16 protein-coding genes and 2 pseudogenes are annotated in these 16,934 nt (G+C 68.3%); 8 read left to right on the top strand and 10 right to left on the bottom strand.

What is annotated here, in order from left to right:
* The first annotated feature begins 30 nt into the window (after window positions 1-30).
* Entirely contained in the window at window positions 31-438 is a 408-nt protein-coding gene (locus OG390_RS49620; RefSeq protein WP_406177365.1) for a RidA family protein, read from the top strand.
* A gap of 268 nt (window positions 439-706) precedes the next feature.
* Here the strand turns inward: OG390_RS49620 and OG390_RS49615 are convergent, their stop codons facing one another.
* Both OG390_RS49615 and OG390_RS49610 read right to left on the bottom strand, forming a co-directional pair.
* Window positions 707-1,399 (bottom strand): metal-dependent transcriptional regulator, encoded by a 693-nt coding sequence (locus OG390_RS49615; RefSeq protein ID WP_406177364.1) that lies wholly within the window; start codon window positions 1,397-1,399, stop codon window positions 707-709.
* Window positions 1,400-1,407: 8 nt separating this feature from the next.
* Window positions 1,408-1,947, bottom strand: a complete 540-nt coding sequence (locus OG390_RS49610; protein ID WP_406177362.1) for a YbhB/YbcL family Raf kinase inhibitor-like protein — start codon at window positions 1,945-1,947, stop codon at window positions 1,408-1,410.
* A 156-nt stretch (window positions 1,948-2,103) separates the two neighbouring features.
* Between OG390_RS49610 and OG390_RS49605 the strand changes: the two genes are divergently transcribed.
* A complete protein-coding gene (locus OG390_RS49605; protein WP_406177360.1) occupies window positions 2,104-2,808 on the top strand; it encodes a GntR family transcriptional regulator in 705 nt (234 codons plus the stop codon).
* Between the two features lie 216 nt (window positions 2,809-3,024).
* On the opposite strand, the gene OG390_RS49600 is transcribed toward OG390_RS49605, so the two are convergent.
* Window positions 3,025-3,759 carry a TetR/AcrR family transcriptional regulator gene (locus tag OG390_RS49600; RefSeq protein ID WP_406177358.1) on the bottom strand — a complete coding sequence of 245 codons (735 nt, stop codon included), beginning with the start codon at window positions 3,757-3,759 and terminating at the stop codon, window positions 3,025-3,027.
* Between the two features lie 92 nt (window positions 3,760-3,851).
* Between OG390_RS49600 and OG390_RS49595 the strand changes: the two genes are divergently transcribed.
* Window positions 3,852-4,895, top strand: a complete 1,044-nt coding sequence (locus OG390_RS49595; protein WP_406177357.1) for an amidohydrolase family protein — start codon at window positions 3,852-3,854, stop codon at window positions 4,893-4,895.
* Window positions 4,896-4,924: 29 nt separating this feature from the next.
* Window positions 4,925-5,134, top strand: coding sequence for a hypothetical protein (locus tag OG390_RS49590; RefSeq protein WP_406177356.1), 210 nt, complete (start codon window positions 4,925-4,927; stop codon window positions 5,132-5,134).
* Here the strand turns inward: OG390_RS49590 and OG390_RS49585 are convergent.
* Together OG390_RS49585 and OG390_RS49580 are read right to left on the bottom strand one after the other, a co-directional pair.
* The gene (locus OG390_RS49585; protein WP_406177355.1) at window positions 5,100-5,417 is read right to left on the bottom strand and encodes a hypothetical protein; all 318 of its coding nucleotides are present in this window, start codon (window positions 5,415-5,417) and stop codon (window positions 5,100-5,102) included. The genes OG390_RS49590 and OG390_RS49585 overlap by 35 nt on opposite strands.
* Before the next feature lie 378 nt (window positions 5,418-5,795).
* Window positions 5,796-6,776, bottom strand: coding sequence for an FAD-dependent oxidoreductase (locus OG390_RS49580; RefSeq protein ID WP_406177353.1), 981 nt, complete (start codon window positions 6,774-6,776; stop codon window positions 5,796-5,798).
* Between the two features lie 118 nt (window positions 6,777-6,894).
* Here OG390_RS49580 and OG390_RS49575 point away from each other — a divergent pair, with 118 nt between their 5' ends.
* A complete protein-coding gene (locus OG390_RS49575; RefSeq protein WP_406177351.1) occupies window positions 6,895-7,836 on the top strand; it encodes a LysR family transcriptional regulator in 942 nt (313 codons plus the stop codon).
* A gap of 36 nt (window positions 7,837-7,872) precedes the next feature.
* Here OG390_RS49575 and OG390_RS49570 read toward each other — a convergent pair whose 3' ends face one another.
* Together OG390_RS49570 and OG390_RS49565 are read right to left on the bottom strand one after the other, a co-directional pair.
* The gene (locus OG390_RS49570) at window positions 7,873-9,930 is read right to left on the bottom strand and encodes a SpoIIE family protein phosphatase (protein WP_406177350.1); all 2,058 of its coding nucleotides are present in this window, start codon (window positions 9,928-9,930) and stop codon (window positions 7,873-7,875) included.
* Window positions 9,931-10,146: 216 nt separating this feature from the next.
* Window positions 10,147-11,334: an MFS transporter gene (locus OG390_RS49565; RefSeq protein WP_406177349.1), complete on the bottom strand. Its 1,188-nt coding sequence runs from the start codon at window positions 11,332-11,334 to the stop codon at window positions 10,147-10,149.
* Window positions 11,335-11,675: 341 nt separating this feature from the next.
* Here OG390_RS49565 and OG390_RS49560 point away from each other — a divergent pair, with 341 nt between their 5' ends.
* Both OG390_RS49560 and OG390_RS49555 read left to right on the top strand, forming a co-directional pair.
* On the top strand, window positions 11,676-12,689 hold the full coding sequence (locus OG390_RS49560; protein WP_406177347.1) for an ISAs1 family transposase: 1,014 nt from the start codon (window positions 11,676-11,678) through the stop codon (window positions 12,687-12,689).
* A 75-nt stretch (window positions 12,690-12,764) separates the two neighbouring features.
* Window positions 12,765-13,966, top strand: a pseudogene (locus OG390_RS49555) (ISAzo13 family transposase); the annotation flags it as partial.
* A 1,108-nt stretch (window positions 13,967-15,074) separates the two neighbouring features.
* Here OG390_RS49555 and OG390_RS49550 read toward each other — a convergent pair.
* Together OG390_RS49550 and OG390_RS49545 are read right to left on the bottom strand one after the other, a co-directional pair.
* The gene (locus tag OG390_RS49550; RefSeq protein WP_406177346.1) at window positions 15,075-15,356 is read right to left on the bottom strand and encodes an N-acetyltransferase; all 282 of its coding nucleotides are present in this window, start codon (window positions 15,354-15,356) and stop codon (window positions 15,075-15,077) included.
* Window positions 15,357-15,484: 128 nt separating this feature from the next.
* Window positions 15,485-15,727, bottom strand: a pseudogene (locus OG390_RS49545) (alcohol dehydrogenase catalytic domain-containing protein); the annotation flags it as partial.
* On the opposite strand from OG390_RS49545, the gene OG390_RS49540 reads away from it, so the two are divergent.
* Window positions 15,714-15,872 carry a hypothetical protein gene (locus OG390_RS49540; protein WP_406178414.1) on the top strand — a complete coding sequence of 53 codons (159 nt, stop codon included), beginning with the start codon at window positions 15,714-15,716 and terminating at the stop codon, window positions 15,870-15,872. The pseudogene OG390_RS49545 and the gene OG390_RS49540 sit on opposite strands and share 14 nt — an antisense overlap.
* Before the next feature lie 203 nt (window positions 15,873-16,075).
* Here the strand turns inward: OG390_RS49540 and OG390_RS49535 are convergent, their stop codons facing one another.
* Complete coding sequence (locus OG390_RS49535) at window positions 16,076-16,723, bottom strand: RraA family protein (RefSeq protein WP_406177345.1); 648 nt, start codon at window positions 16,721-16,723, stop codon at window positions 16,076-16,078.
* Between the last annotated feature and the right edge of the window lie 211 nt (window positions 16,724-16,934).

Genomic DNA, 16,934 nt, shown 5'->3' with positions numbered 1-16,934 from the left:
GACGCGCCCTCATGACAAGGAGGCAGCAGCATGCCCATCACCCTGGTGAACCCCAGCGGACTGCCGAAGATCGATGCCTACCGGCAGATGTCGATCGCGACCGGCTCGAAGCTGCTCTTCATCGCAGGCCAGGTCGCTTGGGATGCCGACGGTGTCACGGTCGGCGAGGGTGACCTCGCCACTCAGGTCGAGCGGTGCTACCTCAACATCGGCACCGCCCTGGCCGAGGTCGGTGCCTCCCTCGACGACGTGGCGAAACTGACCGTCTACGTCGTCGACTGGACCCCTGACAAGATGCCCCTGCTCATGGAAGGGATCAACCGGGCGGTCACGAAACTGGGCGTCACCCCGGCACCCCCGGCCACCCTGCTGGGCGTTGCGGCGCTGGACGTACCCGAGCACCTGGTCGAGATCGAAGCCACCGCAGTCATCGACTGAACAGGCCCTCCTCGCCCGGGGCAGCTGGCTTTGCTCATGAGCTTTGGGTTTTGAAGTCACTGGGGCACTTGCCACGGAAGCATTGAGGCACTTCCGGTGAAAGGCCCTGGCCATATCGCAGATGTCGCGAATCCGGGGCGTCGCGCCCCTTGGTCGCGGTGACATCGTGGGGTTGCCGCAACGAGGATGGCCCTGGACCACGATCGTGGTCCAGGGCCGTGGCCCGTGCCTGCACGGGCCACGGCAACGGGCCGGCGCCCGGCTGGGCTCAGCGCTTGGCCACGAAGACGTGCGCGGCAGTCTGCGTGGGGAGTTCAGCGGCCTCCCCACCGCTGCCGACCATCACGCCGCCGGGCAACGACGTCACGCTCACGACCGCGCCGGGCTGTACTCCGGCGTGCCGCAGGATGTGCATCAGCCGGGGGTCGGTCTGAATCTGCTCCCCGATGCGCCGTACGACCGCGCTCGCACCGTTCTGCCCGGGCTCCAGATCGCTGAGGCTGACCATGCTCTCGTCGGGCAACGGATCCACCGTGCTCGTCCCGCCGAGCTCCTCCAGGCCCGGGATTGGGTTGCCGTAGGGCGACCGCGTCGGGTGCCGCAGCAGCTTAAGGACGCGACGTTCGACGGCCTCGCTCATCACGTGCTCCCAGCGGCAGGCTTCGGCGTGGACCTGCTCCCACTCCAGGCCGATGACGTCGACGAGCAGGCACTCCGCGGGGCGGTGCTTGCGCATCACGCGTGTCGCCAGGTGGCGGCCCTCGTCGGTCAGCTCCAGGTGCCGGTCGCCGGCGACGGACACCAGACCGTCCCGCTCCATCCGCGCCACCGTCTGGCTGACCGTCGGACCGCTCTGGTGCAGGCGCTCGGCGATCCGGGCACGCAGGGGGACCGCACCTTCCTCCTCCAGCTCGAGGATGGTGCGCAGATACATCTCCGTGGTGTCGATGAGTCGGGACATGCTGTTGGTCAGGCGGGGGTTTCGGCGGTGGCGGTCAGGACCGCGCGGCCGAGGATGTGGCCGGCCATGGTGAAGCCGAGGACGGCCGGGGTGGCGTCGGCCGCAACGCCGATGGACTCGACGTCGAGGGCGTGCACGACGATGAAGTAGCGGTGCGGGCCGTGCCCGGCCGGCGGGGCGGCGCCGATGAAGCGGGCTGCGCGGGCGTCGTTGGGCAGCTGGAAGGCGCCCTCGGGCAGGCCCGAGCCGGTGTCATCGCCGGCGCCCTCGGGCAGTTCGGGGACGGTGGCGGGGATGTCGGCGACCGCCCAGTGCCAGAACCCGGACCCAGTGGGGGCGTCGGGGTCGTAGACGGTGACGGCGTAGCTCTTGGTGCCTTCCGGGGCGTCGCTCCAGGACAACTGCGGGGAGACGTCCTTGCCGCCGGGGACGCCGAAGATGCCGGAGAACTGCTCGGGCGACCAGGCGGCGCCGTCGGTGATGGTGGTGCTGGTAACGCTGAAGGAGGCCGCCTCGGGGAGGCGGTCGAAGGGGTCGTTGGCGCTCATCGCGTCGTTCCTTTCATGCCGTGCTGTTGGGTAGCGGTGATGCGGCCGACGCAGGGCCCGCAGCGTCGCGTAGAGGCACCGCCGTCGCCGTTCATCGCCATAGATCGACGATAACATTAATAATCGATTATTTGCTGGATCGTCTATGATGACGGCATGACTCAGACGGCCCACACCTCGACCTCGTCGGGGAAGCAGATGCTCTCCGAGCAGGTCTACGCGCATCTGCGGGGCGCGATCCTGCGCGGGGACTGCGCCCCCGGTGACGCACTCAAGCCCCACGACTTGGCCAAGGAACAGGGCGTGAGCCTGGCCGTCGTGCGCGAGGCGCTCGTGCGGCTGGTCGGCGAGGGCCTCGCCGACCGGCTGCCCAACCGCGGCTTCGCCGTTCCGGCCTTCTCCGACCGCCGCTGGCAGGAGATCGCGGAGGCCCGCCGGGCCATCGAACCGGTCGCGCTGCGCATGTCCGTCGAGCGCGGCGACGTCGACTGGGAGGCCCGCGTACGAGCCGCCCACCACCGCCTGGCCCGCACCCCGGCCCACGTGCCGCAGGAGGGCGAGTACTACAGCGCCGCATGGTCCGAAGCCCACCGGGTCTTCCACCGCACCCTGCTGGAGGGCTGCGGCAACCTGGTCCTGCTGGAGACCTTCGACCGGATGTGGACCGCGAGCGAGCTGGCCCGCCGCTGGTCGGCGCACCGCCACCCCGACCGGGACCACGTTGGCGAGCACCACCGGCTGGAGGAAGCGGCGCTGGCCCGCGACGCCCACACTGCGACCGAGGTACTGACCCAGCACCTCACTCTGACCGCAGCCGGACTGACCGGCTGCACCCACCACGAACCCGCGAAGGGAGCCTGATCGCCTCGCCATGACCTGATGAGTCGGCCGGATCTCCGCGGCCGACTGGGCTGAGATCCTTGCCGCCGCCCTGCGAGCCATGCGGCCACAGGGCTCCGCAGAAAGGCTGCGGAGTCCCGTCGCCGGGTGGTCGGGAACCTCCACAGTGACCTCGATACGGACATGAAGCCCGCTGGGGAGCCTCACCCTGGCGAGAACGCACGAGCCGCCGACGCCTCAACCGTAGGCGGCGAGACGGCCCAGCCACTCCCTCAGCAGATGTTGTTCCGCGCTGCTGAGGGTGGTCTGTTCGGGAAGCGCTGCGCGCAAGGCGCGGGCGGCGCCCGCCGGGCCCGCGTCCTGCACGGACGGCCGTTGATTGGATACGGCGGCGACCATGGACTCCCGCAGAGTGGTCAATAGGGCCGGGTTGCGCCGGTGCTCCGGCAGGGACAGCCAGGTGAGCACTGCGCCGCGCGCTGTGGCATGGATGATCTGCGCCGCGAGTTCCTCGTCGACGCGGAGCCAGCCGCTGGCGGCGAGGCGCCGGATACGGCCCATCAGGATCTCCATGCCGGCCCTGAAGGCGGCCGAGGTGGCCCTCGTGGGTTCGCTGTACATCAGTGTGTACAGCGCGGGATTGGCCAGGCCGAACTCGACCGCGACGTCCCAGCCGGCTCTCAGGTCCTCGACGGGGTCCCGCGGGTCGGGGTCGACGTGCTTGGTGGCGAGAAACGCGGTGAAGCCGTGCTCGGCCACTGCGTCGAGCAGCCCGTCCTTGTCGCCGAACAGCCGGTAGATGGCCGGCGGCTGCAGGCCCGCTGTTTCAGCGACCGCGCGGGTGGTGACCGCGTCGCGGCCCCCCCGCGTCAGCAGGTCGATGGCGGCCTCGATGACCCGCTGTCGAGCCTGTTCGCGGCCGATGGCCGCAGCGTCGGAGGCGCTGCTCCGGCTAGGTGGACGTGGCGACATAGATCAACGATACCGCGTGAACGGTTCCATCGTTAGTATCGATGATACGCTTTGAATGATTCCACTGGAAACCGAGTGCGGAGGAGCATCGCATGTCTGACCGACTGCGGATCATTGCATTGGAAGAGCACGTCGTCCCGCCCGCGATCATGGAGGCGTGGTCGCGGTCCGGGGTGCCGGAGCTGCCGAACCTGGGGTTCGGCGACGGCCCCGTCGCCCAGCGACTGCGCGACACCGCGGAGATGAGGCTTGCGCACATGGACGACCAGGGAGTCGACATGGCGGTGCTGTCGATCTCGTCACCGGGCGTGCAGAACCTGCCTGACTCGGATGCGGTCGCCGCGGCCCGCGACACCAACGACCAGCTCGCGGCGATTGTGGCCGGCAACCCCGACCGGTTCCAGGCGTTCGCGGCGATCCCGACACAGTCGCCGTCGGCCGCGGCCGCGGAGCTGGAGCGGGCGGTCACCGAGCTGGGCTTCCCGGGCGCCATGCTCTACGGGCGCACCGGATCCAAGCTCGCCGACGACCCCGAGTACGACGAGCTGTACGCCGCTGCGGAGAGGCTGCAGGTCCCCCTCCACTTCCATCCGCAGATGCCTGTGCAGGCGGTGATGGACGCCTACTACTCCAACATCGGCCCCATCGGGACCGCACTGGCAGGGCCCGCGATCGGCTGGTACTACGACCTGGGCGTGCAGTACCTGCGAATGATCTTCTCCGGCGTCTTCGACCGGCACCCCGATCTCCAGGTCATTGCCGGCCACTGGGGAGAGGTCGTGCTCTTCTATCTCGACCACACCGGGTTCTTCGCCGACGCCGGTGGCCTGGCCCGCCCACTCGCCGACTACTTCAAGCAGAACTTCTGGGTCGCCGGCAGCGGCACCGTCAGCCCCCGCTACCTCCGCTGGACAGCCGAAGTCGTGGGGCCCGAACGGATGCTGTACTCCACTGACTACCCCTTCACCTACGGGTTCCGCCCTGGTGGCTTCCCCTACGTGGACACCAGCGCCGGCATCGCCCGGTCCTTCCTGGAGGACGCCCCCTTCACCGACGAGCAGAAGGCCGACATCGCGCACCGCAACTGGGAGCACCTCACGTCCCGCGCCACAAACCACACCCGGCGACCTAGCTAGTGCTGCTGCCGCGACACGAGGATCAGCGCGTGACAGCCCAGACCGGACGTGGCGGCCGGCCCCTCGTCACCACCACCATGGCCGCGTACTCGCTCGGCATGAAACCCGACAGCTTCCGCACGTGGGCCCGCCGCCGCCAGATCACGGCCGCCGCCTACCACCGAGAGCCCGACAGCACCGGCCAGGCCGCCGCACTGTGGGACCTCACAGATGGCCCTGCACATGCAGCGCGGTGGTGAAGTACCACAGCAGGTAGGCCGCCATGACGAGGATGACCGGCACACCGACGAGGAGGCGGGCCAGCAGGATCAGGGTCCTGGCCCATGGCTGTCCAGGTCCCACGGCGACATCGGGGCCGGCGGGGTCGTACGAGATCGCTATTTCGTCGGGCCCCCACTGAAAGCCGGTGCGACGGACTTCGTGAGTGGCTCCGGTGGCGTCGGTGAACTCGTACACCCGTTCCCCTGGGGTGTTCTCGTCCGCCCCGGGCGCGTAGCCCACGTATGCGGCGACGGTGGTCACGCCGTGATGGTCCAGCAGCGACCACATCACTGCGGCGCGCCACGTGCCGCGAACGACGGCACATCCAACCACTAGCCCCGCGAAGTTGCAGGCCCACAGCACGGCGAGGGACCGGTCACCCTTCAGTATGGGGAGCAGAAGGCCGACGACGAACAGGCAGGTGAGCGTGCCCCAGGCACACCACCGGCCCGCGGACAGGCGCCGGTCGGGTCGCGGCCGCGACCCACGGGCCGTTGTCCTGGACGTATTGATCTCCGCGGGTTCGACGGAATCCATTAGTGCGCACACCCAATCCTCGAGAACGGGAGCAGTACGAACGGGAGCGGTACACGGGTACGTTGTGGGGGCCGTACGAATGTCATTCGCGAGGGCAGCGGGTCATCCCGGCGGGACGGCCCCGACGACAAGGGCGGTCGTGGCGTCCGCGCAGCCCCAGGCCAGGGTGACTCCGGCGCCTCCGTGGCCATAGTTGTGGACCATCCGTTGCACCCTGCCCGGCGGTCGGGCGTCGGCCTCCAACCGGACGCCGCCGTTTCGATGGGGCCGCAGGCCCACCAGGTGGCCGACGACCGGGGCGCCGGCCAGTTCCGGCAGCAGTTCGGTGCAGCGGCGCAGGATCGAGGCCGCGGTGGCCGGGGACGGGGTGGTGTCCCACTCGCCGACCTCGAAGGAGCCCCCGAGGACGATGTCCGTGCTGCGGGGGTGGACGTAGGTGTAGCCGTCGGCATTGTCCTCGTCGCGGATGGACGTGTGCAGCCCCGGGTTGGCGACGAGGACCAACTGCCCCCGCACCGGCCGCACTTCGGTGTCCCCGCACAAGGCGCGGGCGCCCAGCCCGGAGGCGTTCACCACCGTGGGAGCCCATACGCCCGCCTGTTCCAGGGCATCGATACGGCGCGGGATCAGCGTGCCGCCCGCTGCGGCGAAGGCCTGCTGGAGCCAGGGCAGGTAGCGCGACATCTCCACGGACGGAACGGTGAACGCCCAGCCCGAGGTGAAGGGGGCCCGCACCTCCTCCCTCCGCAGGGTGCGGAGGTCCGGGATGGCCGCCGCCCACCAGGGAACGCCGTGGGCCTCGCCGCGCAGTAGCATTCGGGTGGGGCGCATGACCACACCCGGCACCTCGTGTGCCGCCTGGCGGGCGAACTCGTCGTAGGTCCGGGTGGCCCAGTCCAGTACGCGCGTCTCGAACCGTGTGCGGGTCGGGTACCAGACGGCCGCCGCGACCGATGACGTCGTCTCGGCTGACGGCTCGGCTGTGACCACGGCGACCCGGGCCCCCGCCTGCTGCAGGCGCAGTGCAGTGGTGAGCCCGATGACTCCGGCGCCGACGACGACCACGTCGAACATGCCGCTCATGCCACCCATGTCTCCCCCTTGATCGCCGAACCGTCTGCGAACCACTGTCGGCGGGGAGTTGGCGCACTGTCCAAGACCAGTCATGTTCAGAACCATAAGAAACGCTTATAATCGGACGATGGACTTGCGGCGACTGCGGTACTTCCTGGTGCTGGCAGAGGAGTTGAACTTCACGCGAGCCGCGCGTCGGCTGCACATCGCCCAGCCCGCCCTGAGCCAGCAGATCAAGGCGCTGGAACGGGACATCGGCGCCCCGCTGCTCGAACGGAACAGCCGAGGCTGCCGGTTGACCGCCCTCGGTGGGGTCGTCGCCCGCGAAGCCGGCGAACTGCTGACCCACGCGGACGCGTCACAGGAGCGGATCCGTGCCGCTCTCGGCGGACGGCAGGGGCAACTGCGCCTGGCCCTCACGCGATCGGCCCGCGGCGGTGCCGTCGACGCGCTCATCGCCGCGTTCCGTACCCACCATCCGGATGTCGATCTCGTCGTACGGACAGGGTGGTCGGCGCACAACATCACCGAACTGCTCGCCGGGAGGCTGGACGCCGCCTTCGTCCGCCCCCCGTTGGACAGCGCGGGGCTGGAGTGCCGGCCCATCGCCCGCGAGGAACTCCTCCTGGCTGTCCCCACGGATCATCCGCTCGCCCACGAACGCAAGATCACCCGCCGGGACATCGCCGCCGAACCCGTGATCCTCTGGCCCCGAGAGAACGCCCCCGGCATGCACGACCTGATCACCCGGCAACTGTGGCCCGACGGCGGACCGCGCATCGTGCGGGAAGAACCCGACGACGAGCAACTTCTCCTCAGCGTCGCCGCCGGCACCGGCATCGCGCCGGTGCCCGAAGGACGCGCCCGTGCGCTGCGCGTATCCGGGGTGCGGCTCAAGCGCGTGACCGCACCCATGCCCACCGTGGACCTCGCCCTGGCCCATCAGCCACGCCGTGTTGTTCCGGCACTGCGAGGGCTGCTGAGCCTCGTCGACGCGCCGGACAGCACCCCCAGAAGGCCCAGAACTACACCGTCCACACCACCGTCGCATTCTTCGCCCACGGCCTGAACAGCCGCTCACGGCGCTAACGCAACGGTGTTGCCGTCATGTGCGTCGGATGATCAGCACGGCCACGTCGTCGAGGTGGTCTACCGCGACCGCGGCGTCGAGGATGCGGTCGGCGGTCTCCTCGGCGTTCAGCCCGTCGTGGATGGCTTGGGCGGCCAGCGTTCCGGCTCGCTCCAGTCCGGCGTCCAGTGGCAGGGCCGGCCCTTCGACCACGCCGTCGGTGACCATAACCAGCGCGGCGTCGTCGCCCAGTGTGAAGGTTTCTTCGGCGTAGTCGGCGTCGGGCAGGACTCCCAGCACCGGGCCGCCCGGCATCTCACGGATGCTGTGGCTGCCGTCGTCGCGTGCGTACAGCAAGGGCACATGGCCGGCGCTCGCGCCGGTGACCCGCCCATCGTCCGGGTCGATACGCAGCATGGTGCAGCTGGCGAATCGTGCCGCGTCCATCGTGACGAGTAGCTCGTTGGTGCGCGTCAGCACGGCTGCGGGATCCGGTTCGTGGGCGGCGATCGCGCGCATGGAGGCGCGCACCTGCCCCATGGCTGCGGCAGCGTCCACATCGTGCCCTTGGACGTCGCCGATTTCCAGGGCGATGGCACCGTCGGGCAGGACGAAGGCGTCGTACCAGTCTCCGCCGATGTCGAGCCCGTCGCGGCTTGGTTGGTAGCAGGCGGCGGCCTCCAGGCCCGGGAGGTGCTCGGGCAGCGTGGGGAGCATGGTCTGCTGGAGCGCCGTGGCCAGCTCGACTCGTGCCTCTTGCAACCTGACGCGCTTTAGTGCCTGGCCTGCAAGGTCGGCAAGAGTACCCATGAGGGCCCGCTCATCCGGGGACGAGTGGTGTTCGCTGTCGTAGGTCACCAGCCAGGCCCCGAGCGGCTGATCGCCACCCGGGCTGAGGGAGGTGATCGAGATGGCGTAGCCGGAGTCGAGCTGGTCGAAGTACGGCACCATGGCCCCGTGCGGCCAGCGGCGGACGTAGTCCTCCTGGTTGGGAATGAACTGCGGCTCGCCAGTGCGGATCACATAGGGCAGCGCGCTGGGGGCGTCCAGCGGCAGGCCGTGCAGGGCGGCCACCGGTATCGGGATCCCGGCATCGGAGGAGACGCGCAGGCGGCCTTTCGTGACGAACGCCAGCGCGGCGCCGGTACCACCGAAGGTCGCGGCGAGCCGGGTCAGGACGACCTGCTGTACTTCTTGCTCCGTGACTGCGGTCATCACGGCGGAGGAGAAGGCCGCGATCTCGTCAGCGCGCTGACGCTCAGCACTCAGCGCGACCAACGCTCTGCGTCGGCGCGCTTCCCTCTTGGTGTCGTCGCGGATCACTCCGAAGACCCGCTCAGGGCCGCCAAACCCCAGAATGACCCGACGGGCCCGGCAGACCAGAAGGTGCCAGCCATCGCGCTCGGTAAGGAACCGCAACCTGATCCAGGGGGACCTGGCGGCCGTCGAACGCACGAGCCGCCGCAGAGCCCCGCGGGCATCGGGGTGGACTCGCCGAACCACCTCGGACAACGACATGGAGGCCTCCGGGAACAGCGCCGCCAAGGCGGGTGCACCACCCAGCCACTCCAGCTCGCGCTCCTGGGGTGAATACATACACAGACCGAGGTTGGCGGCCTTGGCCGCGAGACGGAACGGGATCAACAGGCCGCCCCGGTCGTTTCCCGCGTCCAACGAGTGCACCCACAGCGCCTCGCCACCTACGGGATCATTCACTGGTCGCGCCTCGACAAGGCAGACGACAGATGCTGCACCTGCCCCGGGGAACTCCAGCACCCGCATCGCAACCGTCTTCGTCGTGGCGGCGTGGGCCACGAGACTCTCGACCGCATTCAGCTGACTTGCGGGCAACAGATCACCGAAGCCACGACCCACGCACTGCTCCACTGACCTGCCCAGTGTCCTGGCCATCGCCGCGTTGAGGCTGCGGATAGCTCCGTCCAAGGTCAAAAGAGCCGACGGTGTAGCCATCTGAAGAAGTTCGTCCGAGGCATCCATTTCGCCGCTCACTACCCATCTTCGAGCGATATGACCTCGTTGTCCTTCAATAACAGTATCTGCGTGCAGAGCAGGTCCCTCCACCAGCAGGGGCATGCGACAGGGCGCAAAGCGCGGGACACCAGCGGACAGCCGACTACCTGCGGGTCGACCGCCTGACCGCCACCCACCAGCTTGACCGGCTCCCGGGCGAGCTGGTCAAGCTGGGCCGCTACCTACTGATCACGCTGATTACGATCGACGGGGTATATCACCATCGGTGATCCGGTTGTCGCGATCGGCGTGCGTCGGTGCGCTCGAGTGGCAACCCGCTCAGGGTCGGGTGAGGCCTGGATGATGGTGAGGATCATCATGATTACTCACCGTACTGGTCGTGTCGGTGTGCGGGTTGCGTTCAGCGAGGACGGTGAACAGGGTGGCGACGATGGCAAGTCCGCCGTATCCGAGGGCGATCTGCGGTAGCGAGAAGGCGTTCGAGAGTTGGCCCGAGATGAGGCTGGGGAAGGCGGCGCCGCTGTAGCAGAGGAGGTAGATCGCGCTGAAGGTCGGCGCCCGGTCGGCGAGTGTGCTGCCGTACAGCAGGCCGCGGGTGGCGGCGCTGATGGCAATGCCTTGACCGGCGCCGGCGACGACGGTTGCGGCGATGAACAGCGCCAGTGTGCTGATGGCGATCGCTGCAACGATGCCGATCCATCCGGCCAGGAAGATGGTCATGCCGATGCGTTGGGCTGCCGCGGATGTGAAGCGGCCGCCGATCGGAGCGCCGAGAACGCTGGGGGGCATGTAGGCAGCGAACACCAGTCCCAGGAGGAGTGGGACGTGGGTGTGGGGTTGATCTGCGACCAGTGCGGGCATGAAGGCCTGGTAAAAGGCCCCGGTGGCCCAGGCGGCCAGGAACACCGCGGCCGCGACAGGGAGCAGGTGCCTGACCCGGGCCGCTACGCGGACCCGGGGTATCAGTGATCGCCAAGCGCCCGGCGTCGACTTCGCGGTTTCTGGGCTGATGACGATGAGTGCGGCTGCCAGTACGAGGAGACCGGCGCAAACCAGGTAGATGAGGTCGCGTGGCCAGGGGGCGAACTGGACCAGGGCGCCGGAGGCGATGGCGCCGAGGGTGAGGCCGAGCATGGGTCCCTGGCTGGACGCGACGGAGGCCAACCATTCCGGCCTGGTGGGTGCGGTGTCGACGATGTAGGAGGTGAGGCTGCTGCTGGCCAACCCCGCACCGACGCCCATCAGTGGCCGACCGGCCAGCAGGGTGCCGATGTCGTGCACGTTCAGCAGGAGCAGACAGCCCAGCAGGAGCAGTCCGAGGCTGGCGATCGCGGTGAGCCGCCGGCCCAGATGATTGGACAGTCGTCCCAGCACCAACAGTGTGGCGATAGTGCCGACGGAGTACGTGACGACGGCCAGTGAGATGCTGGCGTCGGTGAACCCGTCCTCGGCCCGGTAGGTGTTGAACAGGGGGATCAGTGCGGCCGTCGCAGCAAACGAGGCCACCAGGGAGACCACCGCAGATGAGAATGCCAGCCGGGGCGATTTACCCCCACGAGCCAGGTTGCTCACCAGGGCGGTTTCAAAGTCTTTTCGATCAAGGATCTGTGCTGGTCACGGCATCATGACGAGGGGGTGGTGGGCCGCCACACATGCAACGAAGCTCCGGTTGATGCCGGTGACCTACCAAGTCGCCTGTATCGCCCGGAGCTTCGATGTGTCGTCAGTCTGCCACCGTGTGTCTGGTCAAGTCGCCCTCGCGTCAGCACCGCGTGATCGGCGACCTGCCGTCCCGGCTGGCGACCTTGCCCGATCCACGTGACCGGCGCGGAAGGCGTCACCCGTTCGTGAGCGTGCTGCTGATGGCCTGCTCCGCGGTCATGTGCGGGGCCCGGTCCTTCGCGGCGATCGGGCAGTGGGCGCGAAACGCTCCGCAGGACACCCTGGCCCGGCTCGGCGCCCGGACCGTGTCCGCCTTCGCTGCGTGCATCGCGCCGAGCACCGCGACAATCCGTCGGATCATCAACCGAGTCTGCCCCGGTGGCCTTGCCGACCTGCTGGGATGCGACCCGTCCGGTGCCCACACCCTGGCCGTGGACGGCAAGAGCGCCCGAGGCTCCCGTCACGGCGACGCCCCGGCTGCACATCTGCTTGCCGCCATGACCGGTGGCAGGCTGACCGTCACGCAGCTGCGCGTGCCGGACAAGACGAATGAAATCACCTGCTTCGCCGGCCTGTTGGCCCCGTTCGACCTGACCGGGGTGCCCGTGACGGCCGATGCCCTGCATGCCCAGCGCGGCCACGCCCGCTTCCTCGTCGAGGACAAGAAGGCGCACCACGCCCTGTGCGTGAAGAAGAACCAGCCCGGTCTCCACGAGCGGCTGCACATGCTGCCCTGGAAGGAGGTGACCGCGAAGTTCTACGACCGCACCGAGGGGCACGGCCGCAAGGAGACCCGCGTGGTGCAGGTCCTGACCGTCGATGACCTCGACTTCCCGCACGTCGCGCAGGTCGCCCGGGTCGTACGCCACCGCACCTGCCTGAAGACCGGCAGACGCAGCCGCGAGACGGTCTACGTCATCACCGACCTGACCAGCCAGGAAACCTCCCCACAGCGGCTCGCGAAGATCATTCGCTCGCAGTGGGTGATTGAAAACCGGCTCCACTTCGTGAGAGACACTGCCTTCCGCGAGGACGCCTCCGAGGTCCACGCCGAGCACGGCCCCGAGAACATGGCCACCCTGCGCAGCTTCGCGATCAACTGCCTCCGCGCCGCCGGCCATCACAACATCGCCGCCGGACTCCGCGAGATGTCCTACGAGCCGTTCACCCGACCCCTGGCTCTCCTCGGACTCTGCTGACCAGCACGGACGCGCCACCACGGGGCCGTCGGGAATCTACGTGTTGCTTCCGGGACTTGGGCTCGTTGACATGGTATGGGGTGTTTCGATGAGTTGATCGGTCCGTTGCGGGCGAAGTTCGAAGCGGTGGTTCCGCACTTGAATGAGCGCCAGCGCCGCTTGTTGTACGGCGCGGAGGCCCGGCAGCTCGGACACGGCGGAATCGCCGCCGTCGCCTCGGCCGCCGGAGTATCGAAGGGCTGTGTCAGCCGGGGCATGGCCGATCTCGAGCAGGGTGGCGAACCGGTGGGCCGGGTGCGCCGCACCGGCGGGGGCCGCCCGACCGCGGCCGACAAGGACCCCGGACTGCGTACCGCGCTGCTGGACCTGGTCGACGACAGCACGCAGGGCGACCCGATAGGGCCGCTGACCTGGACCACGAAGTCGCTGCGCAACCTCGCGCGGGAGCTGGCCGCCCGGGGACACGACGTCGGACGGGACACGGTCGCGGCACTGCTGAAGGAGGCCGGATTCAGCCTGCGCGGAAACGCCCGCGTCCTGGCGGGCAGCGCGCATCCCGACCGCGACGCCCAGTTCCGGCACCTCAACGCCCAGGTGAGCCGGTTTCTGGACGCGGGCGACCCGGTGATCAGCGTGGACACGAAAAAGAAGGAACAGATCGGACTGTTCGCACAGGCCGGACGGGCGTGGGTCCGGGTGTGCCGGTCAAGGTCCTCGACCACGACTTCCCCTCCCAGGCCACCGGCACCGCGATCCCGTACGGCATCTACGACGTGGGACGCAACGCCGGCTTCGTCGTGGTCGGTACCGACCACGACACCGCCGCGTTCGCCGTCGCCAGCCTGCGCCGCTGGTGGAACGAGGAAGGCCGCGCCGCCTACCCCGACGCGAAGCGCCTGCTGATCACCGCCGACGGTGGCGGCTCCAACAGCTCCCGCGCCAAAGCCTGGAAGGCCAACCTCGCCGTCCTGGCCACCGAGACCGGCCTGGAGATCAGCGTGTGTCACCTGCCTCCGGGAACATCGAAGTGGAACCGGGTGGAGCACCGGCTGTTCTCCTTCATCTCCATGAACTGGCGCGCCCGCCCGCTGACCAGCATCGACGTCGCGCTGAACCTGATCGCCTCCACCACCACCCGGACCGGACTGCGCGTGACCTCTCGGCTGGACGAGACCAAATACCCCACGGGGATCGAGATCGACGCTCAACACGCCGCCGCCCTGAAGATCAACACCGATGGCTTCCACGGCGAGTGGAACTACACCATCCCGCCCCAGCCCGGCGTCCCGCCGGTGCCGCTGCAGCCGCCCGGCCGCCGCGCTCACCCCCGCACGGCCCACACCTTCGATACGGCCCTGGTCACCCACCCTGCCCTGACCGGCATCACCCGCCAGGCCCTGGACCGCCTTGTCGCCGAGCTCCGCGACATGATCGACGCGATGCCGCCGGGACAACGGCCCCGGCACCGGAAACTGGCTGTCGAGAACATCATCTGGGCCGCCGTCCTGGACCAGCGCGGCCTGCCCGCCTCGCTTCTCGCCCACCTCTTCCATATCGGCGAGAACCAGATGCGCACCCTCATCCAGCAGGCCCGCCCCCTGCTCCAACGGCACGGCCACCGCAGCGAGCCACTCCCAGTCCGGCTCGTCGACCCCGCCGAACTGGCCAGATACGTCATGAACGCGACGTCAGGCACGAGTTGACACGACACGCGCTACTAATTCATCGACGGCCCCGGGGTTGCTCACTGGTGCCACGTCTTGCATCTAGTACTACAGCCGGACTTCGCGCGGGCCGTCGCCGACAGCACTCGCGTTCCGAGTCGGCGGGCCGGGATTCTGCCTGGCGAGCGTCGCGAGAGTGACCTCGCAGCTGACGAATGGTCAGTTCTGAATGCCTTCGGTGACGCCGCTGACCTGCGGGAACGCGGAAGTCCGGCTGTAGTACTAGCCGTGCCTTTCTGTTGGTCTGAATCACCCCGGGAGTTTGTGGAAGTCCTGGGCTGTATCTCTGCCGAAGGCACCGACGCCGGGCAGAGCTGGGCCGACACACGCCGGCCAAATGACGCACCACGCGACACCACTCGTAAGCAAGAAGTCACAACGAATGGAGGTCAGCGTCCGTCTTGTTAGTGTCGAACCGCGGCGCCGTCTTGCCAACCACTTCGCGATCTCGCCCGTTCCTCGTCGCCCTCCCGCCGCTGCCTGCGCCGGTGAGCGTGGTACGACGCGGAGGGGCGGTGCATCTAAAGGATGGTGAGCCGACGAGGCGCCAAGTCGGTCCAGGGCGAATGACCCGTCGGCACTACCTTCCTGGCCGTGCTGGGGTAAACCCGTCGCGCGCTTCGGATGCCGATACAGGCAATCACGTCTGAACGCCGGACAGCTACGCCAGGTCGTGCTCGATCGCCGTGAGCTCCTCGTCGTGGCCGCCTTCCGCGGGTTCGTGCTTGGGGTAGGCAACGGCGCCGGGATGGACCTTATCGATGAGGTCGGCGTACTCGAGGTTGCGGTCGATGAACTCACCCACGACCGGGCAGATGCTGGTGATTTTCTTCCCGCTCTCGCGGATCTCGTCCAGCACACGAGAGACGAGCTCCGTGGTCACCCGATTTTTGCGGTAGGCGGGACCGACCCAGATCGTCAGCAGCACAACGCGGCCGGCCACGAACCGGTACGAGAGCTCGGCGATCGCTTCATCACCGAGGGGGCGATCCAGCGATCGTGCTCCGCGTCGTTGAGGACATCGAGCTCCCAGCTGAACTCACGTCGCTAAGACCGGGCCGGTCAAACGAACAGGGTGCCGTCGCGAGTCCAGTCCGCGAAGCCGAACACCCGCTGTCCCACTGACAGCCCCGTCGTGCCATAGCCGAGAGCGGTGACCACTCCGGCAAGCTCGTGCCCGGGAATCGACGGTGTCCGGTCGCGGCCGAGGCGATCGGTCGAGGTCGAGGGCCACGTCAGCTCACCCGGAGTGAATCCCGACGCATGAACCTGAACTGTGCGCCACGCCTCAGCGCCCATCATGCTGGGGCTCATACGGCGGGAGACACTGTTCTGCGAGGTGTCGGACGGCAGCAGTGTGACTCCTTACCTGCAGCACGCCCAGCCCAGTGACGAGAGCGGGCGCGGCCTGCTCATCGTTGCGGAGACCGTCCTTCGATGGGGGTACGGCGCGACCTGACGGGCAAGACCATCTGGACGGAGCAGGAGCTGTCGCATGATGGCCCCAGCGGGCTTCGAGCCCCTTGACGGATTGAGGGGCAGGGAGGCGGCTGCACGCCGGGATCGCGGCCGAGCAGGAACACATTGAGGACCGCCCAGAGAGCCGTCGTGTGCTGAGGGCACTCTTCGGCCGTGGACGATCCGCAGGAGGATGTGCCGGAGCTACTTGTCCGGCTGCGTTGCTTCGACCCTGATGTTTTTGGCAGCCACAGCCTCCTCGGCTGTGACCTCCTCTGCGATGTCGATGACCCGGTGCAGGCTCGCTGAGGGGATCACCACGCCCCCCGCGTTGTCCATGTAGACGTAGTCGCCGGGGTTCACGCACACGCCTGAGATTTCGACGGTGATGCCGAAGTCATGGGGCATCACCGTGTCGCCGCCCCAGCGGACGGCCTCTCCTCTGCACCACGTGGCGAAACTGTAACCGCGCAGCTGGCCGAAGTCCCGCAGCCGGCCGTCGGCCAGGACGCCGGCGAGCCCGTGGCCGTCTGCTCTGGAAAGTTTGGTTCCCCCGCCGTGCGACACATCGGGGTAGCCCCCGCTGGAGAGCACGAGGACTTGGCCCGGAGTAGGCGCCCGTCCGCCGAGTGCCCCGTAGAAGAAGTACGCGAAGTCGCGGCCTGGCTCTACCAGGTCCTCGCGGTATGGCATGAAGGAAATGGTGGCTGCACGTCCGAACAGTGTGCGGTTGGGGTCGGGGCTCGCCATGGAGGGAATGTGGACCCGGTGACTGTGGACTCGTCCTATGGCATCGACGAGCGTGGCGCACCCCAAGCGGGCGGTTTTCGCGGCCAGGGTCTCGTCCTTCATGTCCGGTCTCTCCTCTACAGTCATCCGTCGCGGACCAAAGATTAGAGCGCTTGCCGGGCCGTTTTCGCGGCGAATCAGGCGACGCACCTTCCCTCATGAACGCTACGCCGTGGCACCCTGCCTCGCCTCTGCGCGCGTCTAAAAAGGGTCTATCAGGAATGAGGCCCTGCCTCACATTCGTTGGTGACGGAGAGTTGTGAGGGTCGTTGAC

Source organism: Streptomyces sp. NBC_00996 (genome assembly GCF_045162675.1).
Taxonomy (GTDB): Bacteria; Actinomycetota; Actinomycetes; order Streptomycetales; family Streptomycetaceae; genus Streptomyces.
The sequence above is the reverse complement of the archived record's forward strand: the minus strand, read 5'-3'. Positions and strand labels throughout refer to the sequence as shown.